The following is a 25,517-nucleotide window of genomic DNA, read 5'->3' on the forward strand; positions in this document are numbered from 1 at the left end:
GATGAACAAGACGATCAGGCGGGCGTCCGTCTTCACACTGCTGCTCGTGCTCGCCCTGCTGCTCAGGGCGACATGGGTGCAGTTCTACGACGGCACGGCCCTCGCGGACGACAAGGACAACCGGCGCAACGTCATTCGGACGTACGCGGAGCCGCTCGGGAACATCGTCGTGGCGGGCGAGTCGATCACCGGCTCGGCGCGCACGAAGGGCGGCGACCTCGCGTACAAGCGCACGTACAAGGACGGCAAGCTGTACGCGGCGGTGACGGGCTACGCCTCGCAGGCGTATGCGCCGACCCAGCTCGAAGGCATCTACCAGGATCTGCTGAACGGCACGGACACCCGGCTCAAGACCGTCATGGACACGGTCACCGGCAAGCGCGCCGACCCGGGCGACGTGGTCACCACGATCGACCCGGACGTGCAGAAGGCGGCGTACAGCGCGCTGGGCGGCAACAAGGGCGCCGCGGTCGCGATCGACCCGAAGACCGGCAAGATCCTCGCGGTGGTGTCCACGCCGTCGTACGACCCGTCCACGCTGACCGACGCCAACACCGCGGGCACCGCCTGGAAGCGGCTCAACGCCGATCCGGACAAGCCGCTGACCAACCGGGCACTGCGCCAGCCGCTGCCGCCGGGCTCGACGTTCAAGCTGGTCGTCGCGGCGGCCGCGCTGGAGGACGGGCTGTACAAGGACGTGGACGAGCACACCGCCAGCCCGGACCCGTACACCCTGCCGGGCACCACCCGGCCCCTCTCCAACGAGAACCCCTCCGCACCCTGCAAGAACGCCCCGATCCGCGTCGCCCTCCAGTACTCCTGCAACAACGTCTTCGGGAAGATGGCCGTCGACCTCGGCCAGGACAAGGTGAGGGCGATGGCCGAGAAGTTCGGCTTCGACGACGACCAGCTCGACGTTCCGGTGCGGGCGTACGCCAGCGTGTATCCCTCGGACATGGACAAGGCGCAGACGGGGCTGTCCGGCATCGGCCAGTTCGACGTCACCGCCACACCGCTGCAGATGGCCATGGTGTCGGCGGCGATAGCCAACGGCGGCAAGCTGGTCTCGCCGCACATGGTCTCGCAGATCACCGACGGCGGCGGCGATGTACTGAAGGACTACGACGACAGCGCGGACAGCAAGGAGATCGTCAGCTCCTCGACCGCCGAGCAGCTCCAGTCGGCGATGCGGACGGTGGTCGAGGACGGCACCGGTACGAACGCGAAGATCCCCGGTGTGACCGTGGGCGGCAAGACCGGTACCGCCCAGCACGGCGAGAACAACAGCAAGACGCCGTACGCCTGGTTCACCTCGTTCGGCAGGTCCGACTCCAGCGGCAAGGAGGTCGCCGTCGCGGTGATGGTGGAGCAGTCGGACGCGGCCCGCTCCGAGGTGAGCGGCAACGGCCTGGCCGCGCCGGTGGCCAAGGCGATGATGCGGGCCGCGCTGCGGAGTTGACGTGCTGCCGCACGCCTCGGCGCGCTACTTCACGCCCAGGATCTGCTCCACCGGGTCGATCGCGAAGTACACCAGGAACAGCGCCGACACCGCCCACAGCAGCCAGTTGACCTCCTTCGCCTTGCCCAGCGCCGACTTGATGACGACGTAGGCCAGGAAGCCGGCGCCGATGCCGTCGGTGATGGAGTAGGTGAACGGCATCGCGGCGATGGTGAGGAAGGCCGGGATGGCGATCTCGTACTTGTCCCAGTCGATGTGCTTGACGTGGGTCATCATCAGGAAGCCGACCGCGATCAGGGCCGGTGCGGCGGCCTGGAGCGGGACGATGGTGAGCAGCGGGGTGAGGAAGAGCGCGAGGCCGAACAGACCGCCGGTGACCAGGTTGGCGAAGCCGGTGCGGGCGCCCTCGCCGACGCCGGCCGCGGACTCGATGTAGGCGGTGTTGGAGGAGGCGGACCCGAGTCCGCCGGCGACGGCGGCGGCGCCGTCGATGAACAGGACGCGGCCGATGCCGGGCACCTGGCCCTTGTCGTCGAGGAGTCCGGCCTCCGCGCTGATGCCGACGATGGTGCCCATGGCGTCGAAGAAGTCGGACAGGATCAGGGTGAAGACGAGCAGGACGGCGGTGAGCACCCCGGCCTTGGCGAAGCCGCCGAACACGCTGAAGTGACCGACGAGCCCGAAATCGGGGGCGGCCACGATCTTGTCGGGGACCTTGGGGGTGGTCAGGCCCCAGCTCTTGATGTCGGCGACGGCGTTGATGACGATCGCGACGACCGTCATGCTGACGATGCTGATCAGGATGGCGCCCTTCACCTTGCGGGCGAGCAGGGCGATGGTGAGCAGTACGCCGAGACAGAACACCAGGACCGGCCAGCCGGTGAGCCGGCCGACGGCGCCCAGCTGCACGGGCACCGTGGTGTTCGCGGCGTCGGGGATGCGGCTGACGAACCCGGCGTCGACGAAGCCGATGAAGGCGATGAACAGGCCGATGCCGACCCCGATCGCCTGCTTGAGCTGCTGCGGGATGGCGTTCATGATCGCCTCGCGGAGCCCGGTGAGCACCAGGACGCAGATCAGGACGCCTTCGAGGACGACGAGTCCCATCGCGTCGGACCAGCTCATCAGCGGGGCGAGCTGGAAGGCGACGACAGCGTTGAGGCCGAGGCCGGCGGCGATGGCGAGCGGGAGGTTGCCGCCGACGCCCATGATGATCGTCATCACACAGGCCACCAGGGCGGTGGCGGTGGCCAGTTGGCCGGCGTCGAGGGTGTGGCCGAACTTGTCCTTGGCGCTGCCCAGGATGATCGGGTTCAGGACAAGGATGTAGGCCATCGTGAAGAAGGTGGCCAGGCCGCCGCGTATCTCTCTGCCGAACGTCGATCCGCGTTCGGAGATTCTGAAGTACCGGTCGACGCCGTTCGCCGCGGGGGGCGCGGCACTTGGCCGGTCGGCCACCTTCTGCGTCTCGGACATGGTGTTGCTCCTTGTCGCCTCATGATCGGTCTGCGGATGCTGGCTGGATTGTTCCCTCGTTGAACCGGTTTCAGGTTTTCTCCGTGTTACGGAATCGGACTCGGCCACCCGCACGTCGTTCGAACCCTCGTACAAACCAAGCGGTTGATCACTGCTACGCTTCCGGATCTCGTCCGGGCCGCCCCCGGACGAGCACATGTCATTCACATGACACGCACAGTGTCACGCATAGTCACATGACACAGAGAGGTCGCCCGTGGGCACAGTCGTCGACGACGCCGCCTCCGTGGAGTTCCATGCCTTCTTCGAACGGCACTACGCCGAACTCTCCCGTCTCGCCCATCTCCTGACCGGCGAGGCGGACGCCGCCGACGACCTGGCCGCGGACGCGCTGCTCGCGCTGTGGCACCGCTGGGACCGGGTGCGCGCGGCCGACCACCCGGTGGCCTACGCCCGGGGTGTCGTCGCCAACCTCGCCCGTACCCGCATCCGCAGCGCGGTGCGCGAGCGCCGCCGGATCTCGCTGTTCTGGTCGCACCGCGAGGAAAAGACCGAGAACCCTGACGTGGCCGGCGTGGTGGACGTGCAGGAGGCGCTGCGCAGGCTGCCGTTCCGCAAGCGGGCGTGCGTGGTGCTGCGGCACGCGTTCGACCTGTCGGAGAAGGACACCGCGCTGGCCCTGGGGGTGTCGGTGGGTACGGTTAAGAGCCAGACGTCGAAGGGAATGGCCGAACTGCAGCGGTTGCTCGGCACCGAGCGCGCTCCGCAGAAGGTGCACGCGGCGATGGCGCGCGGCGGCGAGACCGGAGGTAGGAACGGATGAGGCAGCAGGACGTGCACGACGAGCTGCGCGCCCGGCTGCACGAGGCGGCCGAGGAGCACGAACCGGACCGCGCCCGGATCCTGGCCCGGGTCGAGCGCGGCATGGCCGCGCAGGGCCGCTCGGACCACCGGGCGACGCGCCCGCCGGTGTTCGGCTGGTTCCGGGTGGTGAGCGCCACGGCCGCGGTGGCCGGTGTCCTCGCGGTCGGCGGGTACGCGGTGGCCTCCGCGGTGAAGAACGACGACACCCCGGCCCGGCAGACGGTCGCGGTCTCGCCGACGCCCACGCCCTCGCCGGACGCGACGATGCGGCCACCGGTCCACTCGGCGGCCCCGACGGCCGGCTCCGGCGGCGCCACGCGCCCTTCCCGCCAGGCCGGTCCGTCCCCCACGCCGACGCCCCCGAAGGCTTCGGCCACCCCGAAGGCGCCGGCCGCCGAAGGTACGCAGGACGGCCCGCTGTGGTCGGACGGCTCGGTCGACCCGCACAGCAACGACTTCTGGGCGCAGAGCAACATCACCCTGAAGACGTCGAAGCAACTGAGCGCGCTGACCGTGCGGTTGAAGGTGGCGCAGACGGGCGGCGTGTCGACGGCGGGCGCCTGGCGATCCCTGCCGGAGGGCGACTTCACCCAGACCGTCGAGGAGACGAACGGCTTCCTGGTCTACACATGGGTGCTCAAGGAGGGCCGCACGGTCCCCGCGGGCGAGTGGGTCTTCGCCGGGCAGTACAACCACGAGCGCGGCGGCCGGGACGCGAAGGACGACACCTACACCGTCACGGGCGCCGCGGGCGACGCCCGGTACGCGGTGAAGGGCGACTTCGCGGCGCAGGACTCGGGCGACGGCGACTCCTGACCGGCCCAAGAAAACAATCACGCGTTCGACAACCATGTGTTCGTTTTCAGCGTCAATACAAGTGTCGGCCTGAGCCCCCCTCGGCCGGTACGGCTGGTCCGAGCCCCCCTCGACCGGCCACGCGAACGCCCCGCCGGTGACGACCGGCGGGGCGTTCTGCTGGATTACCGGCGCACCCTCCGGTCAGGGAGCGGACAGTGGCACACTGGCGATGTGGGGCACGACACACGGGGTGCGCCGACGGGCCCACCGACAGGCCTGCGGCGGAGGGGGCGGCCATGGAATCCCGACTTGGGGTAGAGGCTTCTGACGAGCCAGGAGCGCTCGAGGACCTCCGGGACTGGCTCAACGACGAAGCGGCGCTGCGTGGGCGGGTGCGCACTCCCCCATCCGCACCTCGACCGGGTGAACTCGGCGTATTGAGCGAGACGTTGGTGGTCGCGGTCGGCGCCGGTGGTGTCCTGACCGCTCTCGCCAAGGCCCTTGCGGTGTACCTGAGACAGCCTCGCCGCAGCACCGTCAGGGTGAAGGTGGTCGCCCCGGACGGAACGCGTACGGAGCTGACGGTCCAACACGCGAAGAACGCCGCTGAGGTCGAAGGACTGCTGCGGATGGCGCTGCACGCCGACGACGGCCACGGCACCGGTGGCACTGCCTCTCTCTCCGGCACGGACGGCAGTGCGCCCGCTGGGGACGGCACCGCGGCCCGGGCGGACTGACCATGTCCCGGCCACCGGACCGGGCGGGCTCGCGTGCCGTTCTCGTCGGCACGGCCACGTACGCACAGGACCCGCAACTGCCGGCGGTTCCCGCTGTCCACAACAACCTCCGCGATCTGTGGAGGCTGCTCACCGAGGGACGTTCCGCCGTCTTCTCACCGGAGAGCACCCGTGTCGTGGAGGATCCGGCCACGCCTCTGGAGCTGGGCCTGCCGCTGCTGGAAGCCGCCCGGGAGGCCCAGGACCTCTTCCTCGTCTATTACACCGGTCACGGTCTGATCGGCCTCGAACGCCGCGAGTTGTACCTCGGGCTGACCCAGTGCGTCGCCGAGGCGCCCTCGTTCACCGCGTTCCCGTTCCAAGGCGTCCGCGAGGCCTTCCTGGCGACCCGGGCACGCAACCGGGTGCTCGTTCTCGACTGTTGCTTCTCCGGCCGCGCCATCAGGGGCGGTCTCTCCGGCGTGCACGAGCCGATCACCGACCGGATGGAGATAGCCGGCACCTACACGCTCACGTCCGCGGCCGCCAACGAACCGGCCCGGTTCAACGAGCGCGACCGGCACACGGCGTTCACCGGCGCGATGCTGCTGGCCCTGCGCGACGGCATTCCGGGCATGTCAGAGGCCGAAGTCACCCTGGGTGCCCTCTTCAGGCACCTGAAGCAGAGCCTGCCGGCCCATGGCTTTCCCGAGCCGCAGCAATGCGGCACCGACACCACCGAGTTCCTGGTCCTGGCCCGCCCGCGCCGGCGCACCCGGCGTGGTGCGCCGGCGCCGGCCGGACCGGGCGGTCCTCCGGGCCCCCGCGACGTCCTCGTGGCACGCACGGATCTCGGCCGTCGAAGGGGGGTGGAAGGAAGCCCGGGGGAGGCCGTCCGGCTGCTGCACGAGGTGCTGCCCGACCTCACCCGGACTCTGGGCCCGGACGACCCGGCGACCCTGGTCGGGCGTATCAACCTCGCCTACTGGACCGGCCATGAGGGAGACGCGAGGGAGGCGCTGAGACTGTCCCGTGCCGTCGTCGATGACATGACACGTGTGCTGGGGCCGGGACACCGCGCAACCCTGGTCGGCCGCAGCCAGGTCGCCCACTGGATCGGTGAGTCGGGCGCGCCTCGGGACGCGCTTCGCCTCTCGACCTCCGTGGTCGCCGACCTCACTCGGATCCTCGGGCCCGACGACCGCGAGACCCTGATCGGCCGTGGCCGGCTCGCCCGCTGGACCGGTGAGGCGGGAGACGCGGCGATGGCGGCCCGGCTCACCGGTGACCTCGTACCCGACCTGTCCCGGGTGCTGGGCACGAACGATCTCGAAACCTTCATCGGACGGATCAACCAGGCGCAGTGGACGGGCCGGGCCGGTGGAGCCGGGGAAGCCGTCCGACTGCTCACCCGGCTGGTGCCGGACCTGTGCTGGGCCCTGGGCCCGGACGACCGTCACACGCTGGTCGCCCGTACGCGGATGGCCCAGTGGTCGGGAGCCGTCGGCCGACGGCGCAGGGCGCACCGGATGCTGGCGGCTGTGGTGCCCGACCTGGAACGGGTACTGGGACCCGACGACCGTGAGACCCTGCTGGCACGCGGTCAGCTGGCCCACTGGGTGGGAGAGGCCGGCGATCCCGCGGAGGCCGTGCGTCTTCTCACCAGGCTGTTGCCCGACCTTGCCTGGGTACTGGGCCCCGACGACCGTGCCACGCTGGTCAGCCGTGCGCGGCTGGCCCACTGGACCGGCGTACAGGGTGAGGTGGGCGAGGCCGTGCGCCAGTTCACCGCCGTCCTGCCCGAGATCGGACGGGTTCTGGGACCGAGTGATGAGGAGAGCGCGGCGAACCGTGCCCTTCTCGCCATGTGGCGGAGCAAGGCGGACCGGAGGTTGAGAAAGCAGATCTTCTACGGGACCGGGAGCAGGGGCCGGTGAAGGGCGACCGGGCAGCAGGCGGCCGGAAGGGTACGACGACGTGGAAGGGCTGACGGCGGAAGACCCCCGGCGGGTCGGGGCTTATCAGGTCCTGGCGCGCCTGGGCGCGGGTGGTATGGGCAAGGTGTACCTGGGGCGTTCGGTGACAGGCGAGCTGTCCGCGATCAAACTGCTGCGTGCGGAGCTCTCGCACGAGCCGGACTTCCGCAAGAGGTTCGCTCGGGAGCTGAGTGCCGCCCGCAGGGTCAGCGGGCGTTTCAGCGCGGCCGTCCTGGACTCCGACGTGGATGCCGCCCAGGTCTGGATCGCCACCGAGTACGTCCCGGGCCCGTCCCTGGCGGAAGCCGTCGCCGCGTTCGGTCCCCTGCCCAGAACCACCCTGCTCGCCCTGTGGCTGGGGCTGCTGGGAGCTCTGCAGTCGATCCACTCGGCCGGTGTCGTCCACCGTGACCTGAAGCCGTCGAACGTCCTGCTCGCCCCGAGCGGCCCCCGAGTGATCGACTTCGGCATCTCGACGCTCGCGGACACGAGTACGCTCACCGTCTCGGGCACCGTACTCGGCACTCCCAGCTACATGTCTCCCGAGCAGGTACTGGGACGCGGTGCGGGACCCGCGAGTGACGTCTTCGCCCTGGGCTGCGTCATGGCCTTCGCCGCCTCGGGGACCGTCCCCTTCGGCACCGGCCAGGCTCAGGCCATGCTCTACCGCATCGTGCACCAACCGCCCGACCTTGACGGGCTGTCGGGTGAGATCGCCGCCCTCGTGCGTGGCTGTCTGGCGAAGGAACCCGGCGACCGTCCTCAGGTCGGCGAACTGCTGCGGGCGCTTCCCGAGCGGGAGCGGGAAGAGGCATCGCGTCTTCTGGCGCACGGGAAGTGGCTGCCTCAGGAGATCGAGGGGGAGACCTCGGACCGTGCGGGTCTGGTCCGCCAGTGGGACGAGAACCGCTCCCTGGGCGTCGGTGCCCGGACGAGCGGCGCGGTACCCCTCGGCGAGGACACCGGGGCGGACGCACCTGCCGGCTCCCCGGCGGGGGGAGAGCCGAAGCGGTGGGACACCACCGAGGTCCAGGTGTGGGATTCGAGAGCCGCACGGCAGGGGCCCGGGGATGCCGCGACACCGCCTCCGGGAGGCGGAGGACCGCCGCGTGACGGTCCTCCGTACCACCCGGACGGCCACGTTCCCGACCCGGACCCGTTCAACGAGGCGGCGCTGTGGACCAGCGTGGGGCCCGTCTCCGCCGACACACCGCCACTGCCGCTGACCGTTCGCCGCAGCTGGCGACGCTGGTTCAAGGGCGGTCCGGGCGCCCGCTAGTGCCGCGCTAGTTCATGGGCGAGCCGATGGTCGTCGAGCCCGTGGTGAGGAAGGTCGTCGCGGGCAGCGAGCCGTCCGACTTGCGGGCGCCGTACGCCGTGGTCGCGTCGGTCGACCTGAAGGCGGGGGTGCTGACGCCGCTGTCCCAGTTGTTGGCGGCGGAGACGGTGGCGGACCCCAGCTTGTCCAGGCCGCCCTTGTTGCCCACGGCGAGGTTGCGGGCGAGGCGGGCCTTGCCGGTGGCGAAGTAGAAGCCGGCCTCGGTGTTGGCGTACGCGGTGTTGCGGCCCAGCACGATGGCGCCGGTGTTGGAGTTCTCGGTGAAGCCGTTGAGGGTGTTGTCCCAGGCCGCGTTGCTGTTGACGACGTGCCCGACCGCGACGCCCCCGCCGCCCAGCTTGAAGCCGTTGCCGTTGCCCTCGAAGGCCGAGTCGTTCCAGCGGTTCTTGCCGTTGCCGAAGGCCCAGGAGTGCTCGATGGTGACCGGCGAGGAGAACTGCCAGAGGTCGAGGCCGTCGTCCGAGTTGTTGTACAGGCGGGCGCCGGTGACCTTGTTGCCGGTGCCGGAGCCGAACTTGATCGCGATGCCGTCGGCGTTCTGGCCGTGCCCGGCGGCGTCGTAGTTGCCGTAGCTGTCGAGGTTCTGGACGAGGTTGTCCACGGTGTTGTCGCCGCGCAGGGTGAAGCCGGAGTCGCCGTTGTCGGCGGTGACCAGGTTCTTGAAGACGCCGCCGGTGGAGGAGGTGACGACGAAGCCCTGGGCCGGGGAGTGCTGGAAGGTGAGGTTCTGGACGGTCCAGTGGCTGCCGTAGATCCCGGCGAGCCAGGAGCCGGCGGGCAGCTTGGACCCGTCGATCCTCACCTTCTCGCTGCCGTAGGCCTGGAGCGTGATCCGGTTCGAAGCGGTGCCGCTCGCGGTGGACTTGAGGGTGGCCGTCGGGTAGTACGTGCCCCCGCGCACCTGGATGACGGTGCCGGCCGCCGCGTTCTTCACGGCCGACTCCAGCTGGGCGGTGCCGGCCACGGTGACCGTCGTCGTGGCGGCCTGGGCACCGCCGTTCGACAGGCCGAGGTAGACGCCGCCGGCCCCCGCTGCGACGGCCACCGTCGCGGCGATCGAGAGGGTGCGCGTCCTGCGGTGGCGTCCGGTGCTCTGGCGCACGGGATGTTCCTTTCCTAGGGGGATGCTACGGACACCAGTCGCCACCGCCGCCGGAGCGGGTTGCCGGGCCGAACGAAAACGAGCGAAAGTTTCGGCGGTTCTCATCCCGCTCTCATCGATTGACGTGCCTTTCCCCACTGGTGACACTCCGAGGGCGCAACACCCAACAGAAACCCCCAATCTCCGACAGGATTGCCCATGCGCCCAAGAGCCGCGCTCCTCGCCTGTCTCGCCCTACTGCTCACGCTGTTCGCCGCCCCGCCCGGCACCGCGCACTCTGGAGCCCCACCCGTGAAACACCCCAAGTACGCCGGTTACCTCTTCGCCTACTTCACCGGCGAGGGCACCGCCGACGGCGAGCAGATCCGCTACGCCCTCAGCCGGGGCGACGACCCGCTGCACTGGCGCGAGCTGAACGCCGGGAAGCCGGTCCTGACCTCGACCATCGGTGAGAAGGGCCTGCGCGACCCGTTCGTCATCCGCTCCCCCAAGGGCGACAAGTTCTATCTGATCGCCACCGACCTCAGGATGTACAACAACAGCAGCGGCAGCTGGGACCACGTCCAGCGGCACGGCAGCAAGTCCATCATGATCTGGGAGTCCACCGACCTGGTGCACTGGACCGACCAGCGCCTGGTGAAGGTCGCCCCCGACAACGCGGGCAACACCTGGGCGCCGGAGGCCTACTGGGACGACTCGCTCGGCGAGTACGTCGTCTTCTGGGCGTCGAAGCTGTACGCCGACGACGACCCCGACCACACCGGATCGACGTACAACAAGATGCTGTACGCGACGACGAAGGACTTCCGCACCTTCAGCGCGCCCAAGGTCTGGGACGACCCCGGCTACTCGGTCATCGACTCCACGGTGGTCAAGTACAAGGACACCTACTACCGCTACACCAAGGACGAGCGGGACCCCTCCTCCAGCTCGCCCTGCTCGAAGTTCATCACCGGCGAGAAGTCGACCAGCCTGACGAGCACAAAGTACGACTTCGTCTCCGACTGCATCGGCAGCGGCTCCATCGAGCGCGGCGAGGGACCGACGGTGTTCAAGTCGAACACCGAGAAGAAGTGGTACCTGTTCATCGACGAGTACGGTCTGCGCGGCTACGTCCCCTTCGAGACCACCGACCTCGACTCGGGCAAGTGGACGATGTCCAAGGACTACCAGCTCCCGGCGAGCCCCCGGCACGGCACGGTGATGCCGGTGACGCAGGCGGAGTACGACCGCCTGCTGGCCGCGTACCCCAACTCGGCCACCTCCGTGGTGGACGCGACGGCGAAGGGCCAGAAGGGGTACGCGATCGTCACCGAGTCGGCGTCGAAGGTCGTGCTCCCGATGGAGCCGGACGCCGATCTGTCCCGGCTGGCGCCCCAGTTGTGGGTGGGTGAGGGCGCCAGGATCAGCCCGAAGTCCGGCAAGCACCGCGACTTCCGCAAGCCGCAGACGTACACGGTGACGGCGGCGGACGGCACGAGTCGCACCTGGACGGTCGAGGCCGTACGCACCCGGAGTCCGATCCTGCCCGGCCTGAACGCGGACCCGGACGTCCACTACCTGAACGGCGAGTACTGGATCTATCCGACCACCGACGGCTTCCAGGGCTGGAGCGGCACCAGCTTCAAGGCCTACTCGTCGAAGGACCTGGTCCACTGGAAGGACCACGGCGTGATCCTGGACCTCGGCCCCGACGTCTCCTGGGCGGACAAGAACGCCTGGGCGCCCGCGATCACCGAGCGGAACGGAAAGTACTACTTCTACTTCTGCGCGGAGCAGCAGATAGGTGTGGCGGTCGCCGACTCCCCCGCCGGGCCGTTCAGGGACGCGCTCGGCAAACCCCTGGTCGCCAAGGGGAAGCTGGCCGGTCAGATGATCGACCCGGCCGTGTTCACGGACGACGACGGCCAGGCGTACCTGTACTGGGGCAACGGGCACGCGTACGTGGCCCCGCTGAACGACGACATGACGTCGTACGACCCGTCGAAGGTGAAGGACATCACCACGGACGACTTCCGTGAGGGATCCTTCGTGATCAAGCGGAACGGCACGTACTACTTCATGTGGTCCGAGGACGACACCCGCAGCGAGAACTACCACGTGGCCTACGCGACGGGACCGTCCCCGCTCGGCCCGTGGACCAAGCGGGGGACGATCCTGTCCAAGCGTCCCGAGTACGGCATCCTCGCCACCGGCCACCACTCCGTGGTGAACGTGCCTGGCACGGACGACTGGTACATCGTCTACCACCGGTTCGCGCTGAACGGCCCCGGCAGGGCGGGCGGTGACGGTACGCACCGGGAGACGACGGTCGACCGCATGCGGTTCGCGGCCGACGGGACGATCGAACCGGTCGTGCCGACCCTGGAGTCGATCAGCCCCGTGCGGGCCGCGCACGCGGACTAGCTGACGAAGTACGTCGGGTTCGGGATCTTGTACGTGCGGTCGGCGTGGCCGCCGTCGAGGTCCGAGTACTGGTCACCGAAGTTGGCGATGATCTCGTACCCGAGGTCGTCCTCGATGTGCTTACGGGTGCCGGACTTGTACTGGACCGTGGTGCAGTTCCAGGTGCCCGGGGTGGCGCAGGCGCTCAGGTAGGCCGGCGGGTTCGCCTTGTCCTTGAGGAACATGTGGTCGGCGTCGAGGTTCACATCGGCGCCGACCTTCTTCAGGTTATCGACGGCGGCGGTGCGCTGCGCCTCGCTCAGACCCGAGTTGTAGAAGACCTCGACGCCCTTGGACTCGGCGTACCGCACCAGCTCAGGGCTGCCGAAGACGGCCGGGCGGTCGGCCCGGTTCACGTAGTCGCCCCAGGTGGTCGAGTTGTAGGTGTAGTTGTAGCGCTTCTCGTAGTCGAGGCTGAGCAGCAGCGTGTCGTCGATGTCGAAGACGACCGCGGGCTTCTCGTGCTTGCGCTGCGCCTTGCGCGCCGCCCTGTCGATGTACCGCTCGGCGTCGGAGTCGAGGCGCGCCAGGTCCTTGGCGTACGGGCTGTCCGGGGACGCCTGGTAGACGCCGCCTGCGTCGGCGGTGGTCCCGTAGTAGGTGTCGATGTCCTTCACCAGTTGCCCGATGTTGTAGGGCTCGTGCGTGGAGTTCGCCGTGGACTGACCGGCGGTGGCCGCACCGGCGCCGTACAGGGCACCACCGGCGAGGGCACAGGCGGCCGTGAGGGCCGCGATCCGAAGTGGCTTATGCATGACAGGTTTTCTACGCGCGTCACCCGTCCGAGCGCGACACCCGTTGCCCGATCGATACCTTTCCGGCCGGGCAACGGGCTCCTGTTTCCCCTGCCGGGGGTCAGTTCATGGTGGCGCCTATGGTGGTGCTGCCCGTGGTCAGGAACGTCGTGGCGGGCAGGGAGCCGTCGGACTTGCGGGCGTTGTACGCGGTCGAGGCGTCCGTGGACCTGAAGGCCGGTGTGGAGATGCCGGAGTCCCAGTTGTTGCCGGCCGAGACCACACTGGAGCCCTTGCTGACCAGGCCGCTGCCGTTGCTCACCGCGAGGTTCTTGCCGAGCCTGGCGGCGCTGGTGGCGAAGTAGTAGCCCCACTTGCTGTTGGCGTAGGCGGTGGTGCGGTTGATGACGATGGCGCCGGTGTTGGAGTTCTCGGTGAAGCCGTTGCCCGCGTTGCCCCAGGCGGCGGAGTTGTTGACGACGTGGGCGACCGTGACGCCGTTGCCGCCCAGCTTGTAGCCGTTGCCGTTGCCCTCGAAGGCGGAGTCGCCCCAGCGGTTGACGCCGTTGCCGAAGGACCAGGTGTGCTCGATGGTGACCGGCGAGGAGAAGGACCACAGGTCGATGCCGTCGTCGGAGTTGTTGTAGAGCCGCGCCCCGGTGACGAGGTTGCCGGTGCCGGAGCCGAACTTGATCGCGAGCCCGTCGGCGTTCTGGCCGTGGTTGGCGGCGTCGTAGTTGCCGTAACTGTCCAGGTTCTTCACGGTGTTGTTGACCGTGCCGTCCCCGGTGAGCGTGAAGCCGGAGTCGCCGCCGTTGATGGTCTTGACGTTGTTCCAGTTGGTGCCGGTGCAGGACTGGCAGACGACCGCGCTGTCCGGGGAGTTCTGGAAGGTGATGTCGGAGACGTTCCAGTAGTCGGCGGTCAGCTTGAAGATCCAGGAGCCGGAGGGGAGCGACGAACCGTCGATCTTCACGGTCTCCGAGCCGTACGCGGTGAGCGTGACCGGCGAGGACGAGGTGCCGTTCGCCGTGGACTGGAGCGTGGCCGTGGGGTAGTACGTGCCGCCGCGGACCTGGATGACCGTGCCGGCGGTGGCGTTCTTGATGGCGTTGGACAGGTCGGTGGAGTTGCTGACGACGACCGTCGCGGCCTGCGCCTGCCCGGGGAGCACGGCGAGTCCGGCACCGAGCGCGAGGGCCGCGGCGACGGCGAGAGAGGTTCGACGAGACATAGGAGTGGGGTTCCTTTCGTCGTTTCAGAGCGGTTGTGCGGGGACCTTCCAGTCGCCGAGGTAGGCCGCCGGGGTGTGCGACCTCGCCTCGGAGCGGGTGAGCTGAGGACGGTTCTCGGGGACGGTGATCACTGAGCCCGGCCCGGTGTCGCGGTACTCGTGGAAGCGCATGGACTGCCACGGGTAGGCGTCGCGCATGTTGGTGTAGGGGGTGACCGGGTCGATGCCGGGGCCGATCCAGGTGTCCCGTACGACGAGGGACGGCCAGGCGGTCGTCTCGTACGACGGGACCCAGGGCCGCGCCAGTTTGTACGCCCCGTCCTCGGCGCCCGAGGTGATCCGGGAGCGGACGGCGAGGATGCCGTACGGGTTGGCGCGGGCCGTGGACGGGGCGAACACCATGCCCTTGGGAGTGAAGGAGACGTCCCGCTGGAGTGTGCGGAAGAGGCAGCGGTCGAAGACGGCGGTCGCCCGGCCGAAGACGAAGTCGACGTCGCCCTCGATGTGGCAGCGGTGGAAGTACTGCCGGTCGAAGGTGTCGAGCGCGGTCGTGTCGACGAAGAGGGTGTCCTGGTGGGCGAGCAGGCGCACGTTGTCGAAGCGGGTGCGGTCGCCGTAGGTGTAGGCGGCCACCGCCTGCGTGCCGGTGATGTCCGGGTGGTCGGCGCGCAGCCAGTCGTTGGCGAGGGTCAGGTCGCGGACGGTCAGCCCGGGCGCCGCGGAGGTGAAGGTGGCCGAGCCCGCGGTGCCGTACGTCGTGCCGTCGGGCTTCTTCGTGCCGTTGGCGTTGTCGTAGACGATGACGGTGTCACGCGGGTCGCGGGTGGCGCCGCGGATCGTCAGCTCCGTCTTTTCCGCGGGGACGTTGACGACCTCGCGATACGTCCCCGGGTGCACGACGATCGTCCGGCCGGGCCCGTCCACCGCGTCCACGGCCCGCTGCACAAAGTCGCCGGGGCGGACGTGCAGCACATGGCGGCCGGCGGCGAGAGCGGGAGGGGCACCGGCGGCGGCCAGGCCGCACAGGCCGCCGGTGATGCCCGCCAGGAGGGTGCGCCGGCGCATGTCAGCAGCCCTCCCGCCACGGCGCCCAGTCACCGAGGTAGGCCTCACGGGTCGCCGACCGGGCCTGCTCGTCTGTGAGTTGGGGGCGGTTCTCGGGGACGGTGACCTCCGCTCCCGGGCCCGTGTTGCGGTACTCGGCGAAGCGCTGGTTCTGCCACGGGTAGGCGGCCGACATGTCGGTGTAGGGCGCGACCGCGTCGATGCCGGGGCCGAGGTGGGTGTCCCGGACGGTCAGCATCGGGCGGGCGGTGGGATCGGAGCCGGGGACCCAGGGGCGGGCCAGCTTGTAGCAGGCGTCCGGGGCCCCGCTGCTGACCCTGCTGCGTATCACCAGGTAGCCGCGGGGATGGGCGACCGCCGTGGAGGGCGCGAAGACGAAGCCGTAGGGGGCGGCGGTGAGGTCGGTGCGGTTCAGCGTGCGGAAGTGGCAGTGCTCGTAGACGGCCGTGGCCCGGCCGAAGACGAAGTCGACGTCGCCCTCGATGTAGCAGTGGGCGTAGTACTGGCGGGCGAAGACGCCGAGCGCCGTCGAGTCGGCGTACAGGGTGTCCTGGTGGCCGAGGAACCGGCAGTGGGTGAAGGCGCTCCGGTCGCCCTGCACCTTGATGGCCACCGCCTGCGTACCGGTGATGTCCGGGTGGTCGGCGCGCAGCCAGTCGTTGGCGAAGGTGATCCAGCGGGCGGTGAAGCCGTCGGCCTGGACGGTCGTGGTGGCCGAGCCCGTGGTGCCGTAGGTGCCCGAGCCGTCCGGCTTCGGCGTGCCGTTGGCGTTGTCGTAGACGATCACGACGTCCCGGGGGTCCTCCGAGGCGCCGATCCAGGTCGCCTCGGTGCGGGTGGCGTCGACGGCGACGGTCTCCCGGTAGGTGCCCGGCGCGAGGACCAGGGTCCGGCCGGTGCCGGTCGCGGCGGTCACGGCGGACCGGACGGTGGTGAAGTCGCCGCGGCCGCGCGGGTCGACGTACAGGGTCTGCGGCGTCAGGCGGCGCGCCGGTGACCCGTACCGGCCGAAGGGGCGCCGGTCACCGGTGGCGTGCGCGGGGGTGGCGGTCGCGAGGCCGAGCGCGGCGGCTTGGGCGCTCGCCGCGAGGAAACCCCTTCTGGACAGGAAGGGTGGTGGGAGGTGGGGCGAGGGCATGCGGATGCTCCTTCGCGGTGCGGCTCGTCGGGGGATGCCGGCCGGGGCCCGTGCGGGGCCCCGGCCGATTCGTGCGGCGCTCAGCGCAGGTGCCCGGCGCCCGCACAGTGGTCGACGATCTTCGGGACGGCCTTCGCCCGGTCGACCTTCGTCCTCAGGGTCGGCGTCCAGCCGGCGCCCGGCTGGAGGATCTCGCCGGGGACCTGGGCGTTGTGGACGGCGATCAGGTCGGTCGGGGTGCCGTTGACGTAGTTGTCGTCGGCGGTGACCGGTGCCTCCTTCCACTTCTTCAGGATCGAACCGGCGGCCACACCGTCGGGCAGCGTGAACGCGTTGTGCTCGGCCACGAGTTGGGACTCCATGCCGATGCCGTAGCTGTAGCCGTAGCCGTCACCGGCGACGAAGTGGTTGTTGTAGGAGTCCACCTGGCCGAAGCGGACGCGGGGCGCGCGCTCCACCAGGTTCGCGAACAGGTTGTGGTGGAAGGTGACCTTCAGGTGCCCCCGGTCCACGGCGGCCGTCGAGGCGCTGTCGCTGTTGCCGATCAGGATCGTCTTGTCGTGGTCCTCGAAGACGTTCCAGGAGGCGGTGACGTAGTCGGCTCCCTTGACGATGTCGAGCTCGCCGTCGTGCTGCTCGTAGATCCGGCCGTAGTAGTACGGCAGGGTGCTGTCCGGGTGGTCGCCGTCGGTGAAGGTGTCGTGGTCCATCCACACATGGGTGGAGCCGTAGACCACCGCGCTGTCGTACTCGGAGTTCCAGTTGCCGTCGGCGGTGTCGGTCGGGTCCCACTGCGGGAAGCAGTCGAGCGGGCTCTCGAAGCCCAGGTTGCGGACGATGACGTTGTCGACGCCCTTGATCTGGAGGCTCGCGCCCCTGAAGCCGGCGTCCTTGCCGGTGCCGACGATGGTGGTGTTGGCCGGGACGTTCGCCTTGATGTAGGCGTCCTGGAGGGCGGCGGAGGCGCGGCGCAGGCCCTCGGGGCTGTCGTCGGGCTCGCTGTCGAGGGTCTTGGTGCGGCCCCACACGGCCGGGTCGTACGTCTTGAGGTAGGTGTCGAAGTCGTACCCCGGCACCGCGAAGGACGCGCAGCTGGGCCCGTCGGCGTCGATGGTGCCCTTCACTCTGATGATCTTGGGTGCGCTGCCGCCGTCGGCGAGGGCGGCCTTGAAGGCGTCCCAGGTGGTGACGGTGTAGACGTGCGCGGGGTCGGCGGCGGCGCCGCCGGTGGTGCCGGTGGTGGCCGCGCCCCAGCCGTCGTTCGCGGCCAGCACCTGGCGGTCGGGCGCGACCCGGTGGGGGGCGGCCTGGGCCGTCCCGGTCACGGACAGCACGAGGGCCGTGCAGCCCGCGAGCGCCGCTATGACACGTCCATGACATTTCTGTGTGCGCACTGTGCGGTCTCCTCGTTCACGATTCCGATGCGGGTGGCCAAGTGATCCAGGACGTCGGAATGTCCTCGTGCAGCCGGACGACGTCGTGCCGGGCCAGCACCCGGGTGCGCAGCAGCTCCTGCGCCACCAGCCGGGCCACGGCGATGGCGCCCGGCGGGTTGAAGTGCGTGTTGTCCTGCTCGGTGTCCGTCCAGTTGAAGTACGTCTTGGTCGCCTCGACTCCGAGCGACTGCCACAGCGCGAGCGACAGCGCCTCGACGTCGAGCAGCGCCACGCGCTCCTCCGCGGCGAGGGCACGCATCGCTGCCGGATAGTCGCCGTGGGTCGGCACGGCGTTGCCGTCGGCGTCGAACTTCCTCCGCTCGACGGGGGTGGCGAGCACGGGCCGGGCGCCCTTGGCCCGCGCCCCGTCGGCATAGAGCCGCAGATAGTCCTGGTACGTGGTCCACGGCTCGGTGTAGCGGGTGGGGTCGGCGGACTTCTCGTCGTTGTGCGCGAACTGGACGATCAGCAGATCGTGCGGCCGGATGGTGGCGAGGATGGCGTCGAGCCGGCCCTCGTCGACGAAGCTCTTGGAACTGCGGCCGTTCACTGCCTGGTTGGAGACGCCGATTTCCTTCCGGAGGAAGAACGGGAGCGCCATTCCCCATCCCGTCTCGGGGGCGGCGTCGGCGTATTTCTGGGCGGCGGTGGAGTCACCGGCGATGTAGAGGGTGCGACGGTGAGGGGCGGCCTGCGCGGTGCCGTTGGCGGCGAGGAGCGGGAGGGCGGCGAGAGCCGCCAGTGTTACCTGTCTGCGGGTGGGAGACACGACGGTGCCTTTCAAACAGGGAGTGAGGGGCCCGCGCCCCAAAGGGGCGCGGGGAACTGCGCGACCAGCCACAACCGGCCCGCAGCCGAAACGACCTCAGTGGTTCTTCTTCCAGTCGGCCTGCGCCTTGTTCAGCTGGTCGGCCAGCGTGTCCAGGAACTCCTTCGCGCTCATCTTCCCGAGCAGCAGCTTCTGGAAGTTCGGCTCGTTGTCCGCCTTGGAGATCGTGTTCCAGTCCGGCAGGTAATACGGCAACTGCACGATCTTCGTGCCGGCCCCGTTCAACGCCTCGGCGGCGAGTTTCGTCGGCTCGGCCTGCTGGATCCAGGCGTCCTTGGCCGCGTCGGTGTTCGCCGGGACCTGCCCCGCCGACTCGTTGAACTTGGAGTTCTCCGCGGCGGAGACCGCGAACTCGATGAACTTCCAGGCGGCAGCCTTGTTCTTGCTGGACTTGAACAGGCTCAGCCCGTCCACCGGGTTGGACACCTGCACCCGGGTGCCGTCGTCCATGGTGGGGTTGGGAACGCCCCGGAACTTGTCCTTGCCCAGCGCCTTCAGATGGTCCTGGTACGAGCCCAGGTTGTGGCTCAGCATGCCGATCGTGCCGCTGTCCCACTGGGCGACCATCTTCGTGAAGTCGTTGTTCACGTCGGCCGACGGGGTGTCCTTCTTGTAGAGCGCGACGTACTTCTGGAGGGCGGCCACGTTCTTGGGGTCGTTGACGGTGGTCTTGTCGCCGTTCCAGAACGACGTGATCCCGGTCTGGCCGTACACCGCGTCGAGGGCCGGCGCGATGGCGCCCTCGCCGCCGCGGATGGTGAAGCCGAACTGGTTCTTGCCCTTGTTCGTGAGCTTGTCGGCGGCCGCGTAGAACTTCGACCAGGTGGTCGGCGCGTCCAGGCCGGCCTTCTTGAACAGGTCGGTCCGGTACCACAGCGTGCCGTTGTTCGCGGAGGTCGGCACCTGGTACAGCGTGTCACCGCCACCCGCCGCCTTGCTGACGTCGATCAGGTTCTGGCTCAGCTTTCCGTTCAGCGGGCTCTTCTTCAGCCGGCCGTCCAGCGGCTCCAGCGCGCCCTGGGCCCCGACCTCGGCGAGCATCGCGGTGCCCACGCCGCCGACGTCCGGCAGGCCGCCGCCCTGGATGGCGGTGTCGTACTTGGACTGGGCGCCGGCCGCCGGGATGCCGACGTACTTGACCTTGATGTCCGGGTACTTCTGCTCGAAGTCGGCGATGATCTGCTTCCAGATGTCGGTGCGGACACCACCGTTGTTGTCCCAGAAGGTGATCGTGCCCTTGCCGGAGCCCTCGTCGCCCTTGTCCCCCGCGCCGCCGCTGCCGTCGTCACCGCAGGCGGTGGCGGCCAGCGCGAGCACGGAGCCCAGGGCGACGACCGTGGCGGCGCGCCTGCTTCTGCGGATGCTGCTCTTCATCGGTCTGCTCTCTTCTTCCGGGTTCAGTTCTTCTGTCTTCAGCGGAGACATGAGGGGCAAGCGCTTGCTACGGAGGTGCGTCATTGCGGCTCCCAAGAGGCGTGCGGGTTGAACCAGGCAGGTGATCAGCAGGGCTGGATACGGAAGTGCGTGAAGGTGCCCGAACCGGCGTGCCCGGTTCCGGCCGGCGCGGTGGCGAACAGGCCGAGCAGGGCGCCGACCCAGCGCCAGGGGGTGGCGGCGAAGACGGGGCCCGACGGGCGGAAGCCGTCCCCGGTGTCGGCGGCGAAACGGCAGCGCGCGTCCGGGCCGATCTCGATGCGCAGCCGGGCGTGTCCCTCGGCGGCGGGCCGCGGACGCTCGGCGTCCCGCTCCTTCTCCGCCGCCGCCTCGGCGAACCGGTGCACGAGGTGGACGGTCCCGTCGGCCCGGCGCTCCAGCCCGATCCAGCCGAACGCGTCCCCGAGGACCGCCAGCCCGGCCCGCGCCCCCGGTTCCTCGCTGTGCAGCCGGAGCCCGACCTCGACGGTCGCCGGTGTGCCGGGCAGCCGCTGGGTGAGGATGTGCGGCAGCCTGCGCAGGTCGTGGGCGTCGGAGGTGGGGACGCAGGTCAGCCGCAGTCCGTCGGCGGAGTGCTGGGTGGCCCAGCCGTCCTGGGGGTTGGCCGTCCACTGCCACTGCCGGCCGTACCGTCCGCCGGGGAAGTCGTCGTCGGTGGCGGGCGCCGCGGGCGGCTGCGGCGGCAGGGCGGGGCGGCGGTGCTCGGTGACGGGGGCGCCGTCGTCCCCGATCACCGGCCAGCCGTCGGCACCCCAGCGCATCGGCTGGAGGTGCACGACACGGCCGTACGCGCCGCGCTGCTGGAAGTGCAGGAACCAGTCCTCGCCGGACCGGGTGCGCACCCAGCCGCCCTGGTGCGGCCCGTTGACGCCGGTGTCCCGTTGTTCGAGGACGATCCGCTCCTCGTACGGCCCGAAGAAGTCCCGGGACCGGAAGGCGCCCTGCCAGCCGGTCTCCACTCCCCCGGCGGGCGCCAGGATCCAGAACCAGCCGTCGTGCCGGTACAGCTTGGGTCCTTCCAGGGTGAACCAGCCCGGGATCGCGTCACCGTCGACGATTGTCCTGCCCTCGTCGAGGAGGCCGGCGCCGTCGGGGTGCATCCGGTGGCCGGTGAGCCGGTTCTTGACGCCCGAGCGGGACTTCGCCCAGGCGTGCACCAGATACGCCTCACCGGTCTCCTCGTCCCACAGCGGGCAGGGGTCGATGAGCCCCTTGCCCCTCTTGACGAGGTGCGGGCGGGTCCAAGGGCCGCGGATCTCGGGCGCGTTGACCTGGAAGATGCCCTGGTCGGGGTCGCCCCAGAAGATCCAGAAGCGGTCGTCGTGGAAGCGCGACGAGGGTGCCCAGACCCCGCAGTCGTGGCGCGGCGCCCTGAACTCGGCGGCCGGCTGCAGGCGTTGCAGGGCGTGGCCGACCAGGGTCCAGTTGACCAGGTCGCGGGAGTGCAGCAGCGGCAGGCCCGGGGCGCGGCCGAAGCTGGACGCGGTGAGGTAGAAGTCGTCGCCGACGCGCACGACGTCCGGGTCGGACCAGTCGGCGTTCAGGACCGGGTTGCGGTACGTCTCCTCGGCCGGGCGGACGCTCATTGACTCACGGCCTTCCGCACCAGCGCGGCCGCCTCGTCCCGGCCGAGCCGGCCGTCGGCGACGACGGTGACGACCCGCCGTACGACGGTGTCGCCGGGCGCGATCGGCAGCCGCTCGGCGGACGCCAGCGAGGAACCCACCCCCGGGTACTCGGCGGTGCGCACGAACCACGGGTCGCGGCGGGTCTCCTCGGTGGCCCCGGCGAACACCAGCGTCCAGCCGGCGCCGGCCAGCGCCAGCCAGTCGGCGCGGGCACCGTGCACCTCGGCCTCGCCCGCCCGCTCGCCGGTGAAGACGTCCGGCGCCGACGCCTCCTTGCGGGCCCGCCAGAAGAAGCCGCCGTACGCGGCACCGGGGCGCCCGTTCGTGGCGGGGCTGCCGATGGACAGCGCCTTCGGCGTGACGTTGGTGAGGGAGAAGGTGAAGTCCAGCGCCCAGGCGGTGGCGGTGAGTTCGGTGGCGGCCACGGTACGGCGCTCGCGCAGCAGTTCGGCGCCCGGGGCGACCCAGCGCAGCTCCTCGACGAAGCCGTCCGGGTCGCGCAGCTGGAAGCCGGTGTGGCGCTGGGCGCCATGGTTGTCCAGCTCGGTCGGGCCCTGGTCGCGGACGTAGGTGCGCCCGCCCCAGAAGTTGTGCCCCTCGACGTCGGGAACGGCGACACCGACGCCGAGGTGGTGTGTGTGGTCGGCGGGGCCGAGCTCGGTGACCGCCGTGCCGGCCAGGGTGGTGACGGGGTGCAGGTAGGGGCGCGGGGAGAGCCGGGCCGGCAGCTCGGGCCGGGTGACGTAGCGGCCGACCGGGCGGCCCGCGACCCGCAGGACGTGGGTGTCGTCGGGTGTCATCGGGTGCTCACCTCTTTCGGTAGGGCCCAGGAGGCGCCCAGCTCGGAGTAGAGGGCGAGGGTGTCGGCGGCGGCCGCGACCAGGGAGTCGATGCCGGGTACGACCCGGCGGTTCTCGTCCGGGAGGAGGTGCCAGGCGTCGGCGGGCAGCGCGGCCGGGTCCTCGGCCAGCCGGATCGCCTCGACGACCTTCATGAAGGCGCCCGTCGACTCGGGTTCGACCAGCAGGGCCGCGCCGGTGGTGAGGTGGTCGACGAGGTTCTCCAGCAGGTCGGTGCGGCCGTACTCGTGCTCCTCGGGACCGTGGCCCGCCCGCTGGAGCAGCACGCGGTCCTGCTTGTACCAGTAGGTGATCCGGCCGCTGGAGCCGTGCACCACGACGTACGGCTCGCCCGGCTCCTCGGCGCACAGGGTCGCGGCTACGGTGACCGGGCCGAGCCCGGTGGTCACCCGGACGCAGGAGGTGTCGTCGGACTCGATGTCGTTGGCCCGCAGCAGTTCGGTCTCGATGCCGGTGACGTCCTCGGCGCGGGTGGTGCCGAGGAGGGCGAGAGCGGTGGCGACGGCGTGGGCGAGGGGGTTGGTGAGGACCCCGTCGATCACGTCGACGCCGTTCAGCCGGCGCTTGCCGGCCCAGGGCGCCCGCCGGTAGTAGGCCTCCTCGCGCGCCCAGGCCCCGGCGCCGCCGACCCCCATGACCTCGCCGACCGCGCCCTCGGCGATCAGCCGGCGGATCGCGGGCACGGCGTGCGAGCCCAGCGACTGGAACCCGATCTGGCAGGCCACGCCCGCCGCGGTGACCCCGTCGGCCATCCGGCGGAACTCCGCGTACGACGGTGCCGGCGGCTTCTCCAGCAGCAGGTGCACGCCCTTGCGGGCGGCCGTCAGGGCGAGGTCGGTGTGGGTCGGGATCGGCGTGCAGACGACCGCGGCCCGCGCGCCGGTGGAGTCGAGGAGCGCGCCGAAGTCGGCGGACTGCTCGGGCGTGCCGAGACCCTCGGGGATCTCGCCGGCGGCCAGCGGGGTCAGTTCGCAGACGCCTGCCAGCCGGACGACGCCCTCGCTCTGGAGCCGGCGGACGTTGTCGAGGTGCCAGCGGCCGTGGCCGCGCGCGCCGGCCAGCACGACCGGTACGGCTGTGCTCATGCTCATCCCTTCACCGCCCCCGCGCTGAAGCCGGTGATCAGCCACTTCTGGATGAAGGCGAACACGATCACCACCGGTACGGCCGCGATGATGCCGCCCGCCGCCAGGGCGCCCAGGTCCACGCTGTCGGAGCTCATCAGGGTGTTGAGGCCGACCGGGATGGTCTGCTTGCTCTGGTCGGACAGGAACATCAGGGCGAACAGGAAGTGGTTCCAGGCGTGCACGAAGGCGAAGGAGCCGACGGCGATCAGCCCGGGCCGCAGCAGCGGCAGGACGACGATGCGGAAGGCGGTGAAGCGGTTGCAGCCGTCCACCCAGGCTGCCTCCTCCAGGGAGTACGGCACGTTCCGGATGAAGCCGCTGATCAGGATCATCGACAGCGGCAGCTGGAAGACGGTCTCGGCGAGGATCACGCTGCCGAGCGAGTTGATCATCTGGAGCTTGGCGAAGATCTGGAACAGCGGCACCAGCAGCAGCGCGCCCGGCACGAACTGGGAGCACAGCAGGGCCAGCATGAAGGCGCGCTTGAGCCGGAAGTCGAAGCGGGCCAGGGCGTAACCGCCGGCCAGCGCGACCACGGTGGTCAGGACCAGGGTGGCGACGCCGACGTACACGCTGTTGGTGAAGTAGGTGCCGAAGCTCCGCTCGCTCCACACCTTGTGGAAGTGCTCGAAGGTGACCGGCCAGGGCACCAGCGAGGTGGAGCCGGCCGGGCGGAGGGCGAAGAGGAGGATCCAGTAGAAGGGGATCAGGGTGAAGAGCAGGTAGACGGACAGGGGCAGGTAGATCTGCCAGCGCGGGGCCTCGTCCCAGGCGCGGCGCCTGCCGCGGCGCGCACGGGCGGGCTCGGGGGCCACGCGCTCGTCCTCCGCGGGGGCGATCTCGGTGATCACTTCCCGTCACCTCCGAACTTGCTCAGTCGCAGATAGGCGATCGAGCAGAAGAGCAGGATCACGAACGCCACGGTGGTGAGGGCGGACGCGTAGCCGAAGTTGTGGGCGTCGACGCTGGTGTTGGCGGTGTAGAGCGGGAGGGTCGTGGTCTCCCCCGCCGGGCCGCCGCCGGTCAGGGTGTAGAGCAGGTCGACGTTGTTGAACTCCCACACCGCCCGCAGCAGCGTGGACAGGACGATGGCGTCCTTCAGGTGCGGCAGCGTGATGTGCCAGAACTGCTTGAGCCGGCTCGCGCCGTCCACCTCGGCCGCCTCGTACAGGTCCTTGGAGACGGACTGGAGGTCGGCGAGGATGAGGATCGCGAAGAACGGGACCCCGCGCCACAGGTCGGCGGCCACCGCCGCCGGGAACACGGTCGAGGTGTCCGACAGCCAGCTGGTCCCGTACGAGCCGATGCCCGCGTCGGCGAGGTAACGGGTGATGCCGGTCTGGGAGTTGTAGAGCAGCACCCAGATCGCGGAGGTCAGCACACCGGAGACCGCCCAGGGGGAGAAGACCAGCGCCCGGCCCAGCGCCCGTCCGGCGAAGGTCTGGTTGACGATCAGGGCGAGGGCGAGACCGCAGAGCAGCTGGAGTCCGACCTCGACGACCACCCACTTCGCGCTGAAGGTGAGCGTGTCCCAGAACTGGGGGTCGTGCGCGAAGGCCTGGGTGAAGTTGTCGAGGCCCGCGAACCCGTTCCGCCACGGCTTGGTGGGGTTGTAGTTCTGGAGGCTGTAGTAGAAGACGCTGAGGACCGGGTAGGCGATGAAGCCCAGCATGAGCAGGGCCGCCGGGGCGATCAGCAGGTACGGGAGCCTGCGCGGCGTCGCGGAGGCACGGCGTCGCCGGGGTGGCGCGGGCGGTTTCGCCACGGCTGCGGCTTGGGCCATGACTGTTCTCCGTTCTGGTGCGTCGTGCGGTCTCGTGCGGGTGAGGCGGGTGAAGCGGGTGAAGCGCTTTCTCC

Annotated in this window: 21 protein-coding genes; 7 read left to right on the forward strand and 14 right to left on the reverse strand. The window is 70.0% G+C overall.

Annotation, left to right across the window (positions count from 1 at the left end; genetic code table 11):
• The first annotated feature begins 1 nt into the window (after position 1).
• Positions 2 to 1,459, forward strand: coding sequence for a peptidoglycan D,D-transpeptidase FtsI family protein (locus ACFY01_RS07720; protein WP_390734773.1), 1,458 nt, complete (start codon positions 2 to 4; stop codon positions 1,457 to 1,459).
• 24 nt (positions 1,460 to 1,483) lie between these two features.
• On the opposite strand, the gene ACFY01_RS07725 is transcribed toward ACFY01_RS07720, so the two are convergent.
• Positions 1,484 to 2,935: an NCS2 family permease gene (locus ACFY01_RS07725; RefSeq protein ID WP_390734774.1), complete on the reverse strand. Its 1,452-nt coding sequence runs from the start codon at positions 2,933 to 2,935 to the stop codon at positions 1,484 to 1,486.
• Between the two features lie 256 nt (positions 2,936 to 3,191).
• Between ACFY01_RS07725 and ACFY01_RS07730 the strand changes: the two genes are divergently transcribed.
• The 5 genes from ACFY01_RS07730 (at position 3,192) to ACFY01_RS07750 (ending at position 8,568) form a co-directional block, all read left to right on the forward strand.
• Complete coding sequence (locus ACFY01_RS07730) at positions 3,192 to 3,758, forward strand: SigE family RNA polymerase sigma factor (RefSeq protein ID WP_390734775.1); 567 nt, start codon at positions 3,192 to 3,194, stop codon at positions 3,756 to 3,758.
• A complete protein-coding gene (locus tag ACFY01_RS07735) occupies positions 3,755 to 4,615 on the forward strand; it encodes a hypothetical protein (protein WP_390734776.1) in 861 nt (286 codons plus the stop codon). Before ACFY01_RS07730 ends, ACFY01_RS07735 begins: the two co-directional genes overlap by 4 nt.
• A gap of 278 nt (positions 4,616 to 4,893) precedes the next feature.
• The gene (locus ACFY01_RS07740) at positions 4,894 to 5,334 is read left to right on the forward strand and encodes a hypothetical protein (RefSeq protein ID WP_390734777.1); all 441 of its coding nucleotides are present in this window, start codon (positions 4,894 to 4,896) and stop codon (positions 5,332 to 5,334) included.
• 2 nt (positions 5,335 to 5,336) lie between these two features.
• Entirely contained in the window at positions 5,337 to 7,250 is a 1,914-nt protein-coding gene (locus ACFY01_RS07745; RefSeq protein ID WP_390734778.1) for a tetratricopeptide repeat protein, read from the forward strand.
• Positions 7,251 to 7,290: 40 nt separating this feature from the next.
• Positions 7,291 to 8,568, forward strand: coding sequence for a serine/threonine-protein kinase (locus ACFY01_RS07750; protein ID WP_390734779.1), 1,278 nt, complete (start codon positions 7,291 to 7,293; stop codon positions 8,566 to 8,568).
• A gap of 7 nt (positions 8,569 to 8,575) precedes the next feature.
• On the opposite strand, the gene ACFY01_RS07755 is transcribed toward ACFY01_RS07750, so the two are convergent.
• Positions 8,576 to 9,730: a right-handed parallel beta-helix repeat-containing protein gene (locus ACFY01_RS07755; protein WP_390734780.1), complete on the reverse strand. Its 1,155-nt coding sequence runs from the start codon at positions 9,728 to 9,730 to the stop codon at positions 8,576 to 8,578.
• 198 nt (positions 9,731 to 9,928) lie between these two features.
• Between ACFY01_RS07755 and ACFY01_RS07760 the strand changes: the two genes are divergently transcribed.
• The gene (locus tag ACFY01_RS07760; RefSeq protein ID WP_390734781.1) at positions 9,929 to 12,136 is read left to right on the forward strand and encodes a family 43 glycosylhydrolase; all 2,208 of its coding nucleotides are present in this window, start codon (positions 9,929 to 9,931) and stop codon (positions 12,134 to 12,136) included.
• Here ACFY01_RS07760 and ACFY01_RS07765 read toward each other — a convergent pair.
• From ACFY01_RS07765 to ACFY01_RS07820, 12 genes are all read right to left on the reverse strand, one after another.
• Complete coding sequence (locus ACFY01_RS07765; protein WP_390734782.1) at positions 12,133 to 12,930, reverse strand: HAD family acid phosphatase; 798 nt, start codon at positions 12,928 to 12,930, stop codon at positions 12,133 to 12,135. The genes ACFY01_RS07760 and ACFY01_RS07765 overlap by 4 nt on opposite strands.
• Positions 12,931 to 13,030: 100 nt before the next feature.
• Positions 13,031 to 14,143 (reverse strand): chondroitinase-B domain-containing protein, encoded by a 1,113-nt coding sequence (locus tag ACFY01_RS07770; RefSeq protein ID WP_390734783.1) that lies wholly within the window; start codon positions 14,141 to 14,143, stop codon positions 13,031 to 13,033.
• A 24-nt stretch (positions 14,144 to 14,167) separates the two neighbouring features.
• Positions 14,168 to 15,208 carry a pectinesterase family protein gene (locus ACFY01_RS07775; RefSeq protein ID WP_390734784.1) on the reverse strand — a complete coding sequence of 347 codons (1,041 nt, stop codon included), beginning with the start codon at positions 15,206 to 15,208 and terminating at the stop codon, positions 14,168 to 14,170.
• 1 nt (position 15,209) lies between these two features.
• Positions 15,210 to 16,346, reverse strand: a complete 1,137-nt coding sequence (locus ACFY01_RS07780) for a pectinesterase family protein (protein WP_390734785.1) — start codon at positions 16,344 to 16,346, stop codon at positions 15,210 to 15,212.
• Between the two features lie 80 nt (positions 16,347 to 16,426).
• Positions 16,427 to 17,740, reverse strand: coding sequence for a polysaccharide lyase family 1 protein (locus tag ACFY01_RS07785; RefSeq protein WP_390734786.1), 1,314 nt, complete (start codon positions 17,738 to 17,740; stop codon positions 16,427 to 16,429).
• 16 nt (positions 17,741 to 17,756) lie between these two features.
• A complete protein-coding gene (locus ACFY01_RS07790; protein ID WP_390734787.1) occupies positions 17,757 to 18,551 on the reverse strand; it encodes a rhamnogalacturonan acetylesterase in 795 nt (264 codons plus the stop codon).
• A 96-nt stretch (positions 18,552 to 18,647) separates the two neighbouring features.
• Positions 18,648 to 19,985, reverse strand: coding sequence for an ABC transporter substrate-binding protein (locus ACFY01_RS07795; RefSeq protein ID WP_390734788.1), 1,338 nt, complete (start codon positions 19,983 to 19,985; stop codon positions 18,648 to 18,650).
• Positions 19,986 to 20,110: 125 nt separating this feature from the next.
• Positions 20,111 to 21,631 carry a family 43 glycosylhydrolase gene (locus tag ACFY01_RS07800; RefSeq protein ID WP_390734789.1) on the reverse strand — a complete coding sequence of 507 codons (1,521 nt, stop codon included), beginning with the start codon at positions 21,629 to 21,631 and terminating at the stop codon, positions 20,111 to 20,113.
• Entirely contained in the window at positions 21,628 to 22,473 is an 846-nt protein-coding gene (locus ACFY01_RS07805) for a PmoA family protein (protein ID WP_390734790.1), read from the reverse strand. The genes ACFY01_RS07800 and ACFY01_RS07805 overlap by 4 nt, the downstream gene beginning before the upstream one ends.
• Positions 22,470 to 23,618, reverse strand: coding sequence for a Gfo/Idh/MocA family protein (locus tag ACFY01_RS07810; protein ID WP_390734791.1), 1,149 nt, complete (start codon positions 23,616 to 23,618; stop codon positions 22,470 to 22,472). The genes ACFY01_RS07805 and ACFY01_RS07810 overlap by 4 nt, the downstream gene beginning before the upstream one ends.
• Before the next feature lie 2 nt (positions 23,619 to 23,620).
• A complete protein-coding gene (locus tag ACFY01_RS07815; protein WP_390734792.1) occupies positions 23,621 to 24,511 on the reverse strand; it encodes a carbohydrate ABC transporter permease in 891 nt (296 codons plus the stop codon).
• Positions 24,508 to 25,443, reverse strand: a complete 936-nt coding sequence (locus ACFY01_RS07820; protein WP_390734793.1) for a carbohydrate ABC transporter permease — start codon at positions 25,441 to 25,443, stop codon at positions 24,508 to 24,510. The genes ACFY01_RS07815 and ACFY01_RS07820 overlap by 4 nt, the downstream gene beginning before the upstream one ends.
• Positions 25,444 to 25,517: the final 74 nt, after the last annotated feature.

The sequence above is a fragment of the Streptomyces sp. NPDC001480 genome, from assembly GCF_042894725.1.
Lineage (GTDB): Bacteria > Actinomycetota > Actinomycetes > Streptomycetales > Streptomycetaceae > Streptomyces.

Coding starts and splice junctions, on each gene's coding strand:
- ACFY01_RS07720 (WP_390734773.1), top strand. CDS start 2: ATGAACAAGACGATCAGGCGGGCGTCCGTCTTCACACTGCTGCTCGTG.
- ACFY01_RS07725 (WP_390734774.1), bottom strand. CDS start 2,935: ATGTCCGAGACGCAGAAGGTGGCCGACCGGCCAAGTGCCGCGCCCCCC.
- ACFY01_RS07735 (WP_390734776.1), top strand. CDS start 3,755: ATGAGGCAGCAGGACGTGCACGACGAGCTGCGCGCCCGGCTGCACGAG.
- ACFY01_RS07740 (WP_390734777.1), top strand. CDS start 4,894: ATGGAATCCCGACTTGGGGTAGAGGCTTCTGACGAGCCAGGAGCGCTC.
- ACFY01_RS07745 (WP_390734778.1), top strand. CDS start 5,337: ATGTCCCGGCCACCGGACCGGGCGGGCTCGCGTGCCGTTCTCGTCGGC.
- ACFY01_RS07760 (WP_390734781.1), top strand. CDS start 9,929: ATGCGCCCAAGAGCCGCGCTCCTCGCCTGTCTCGCCCTACTGCTCACG.
- ACFY01_RS07765 (WP_390734782.1), bottom strand. CDS start 12,930: ATGCATAAGCCACTTCGGATCGCGGCCCTCACGGCCGCCTGTGCCCTC.
- ACFY01_RS07770 (WP_390734783.1), bottom strand. CDS start 14,143: ATGTCTCGTCGAACCTCTCTCGCCGTCGCCGCGGCCCTCGCGCTCGGT.
- ACFY01_RS07775 (WP_390734784.1), bottom strand. CDS start 15,208: ATGCGCCGGCGCACCCTCCTGGCGGGCATCACCGGCGGCCTGTGCGGC.
- ACFY01_RS07780 (WP_390734785.1), bottom strand. CDS start 16,346: ATGCCCTCGCCCCACCTCCCACCACCCTTCCTGTCCAGAAGGGGTTTC.
- ACFY01_RS07795 (WP_390734788.1), bottom strand. CDS start 19,985: ATGAAGAGCAGCATCCGCAGAAGCAGGCGCGCCGCCACGGTCGTCGCC.
- ACFY01_RS07800 (WP_390734789.1), bottom strand. CDS start 21,631: ATGAGCGTCCGCCCGGCCGAGGAGACGTACCGCAACCCGGTCCTGAAC.
- ACFY01_RS07805 (WP_390734790.1), bottom strand. CDS start 22,473: ATGACACCCGACGACACCCACGTCCTGCGGGTCGCGGGCCGCCCGGTC.
- ACFY01_RS07810 (WP_390734791.1), bottom strand. CDS start 23,618: ATGAGCACAGCCGTACCGGTCGTGCTGGCCGGCGCGCGCGGCCACGGC.
- ACFY01_RS07820 (WP_390734793.1), bottom strand. CDS start 25,443: ATGGCCCAAGCCGCAGCCGTGGCGAAACCGCCCGCGCCACCCCGGCGA.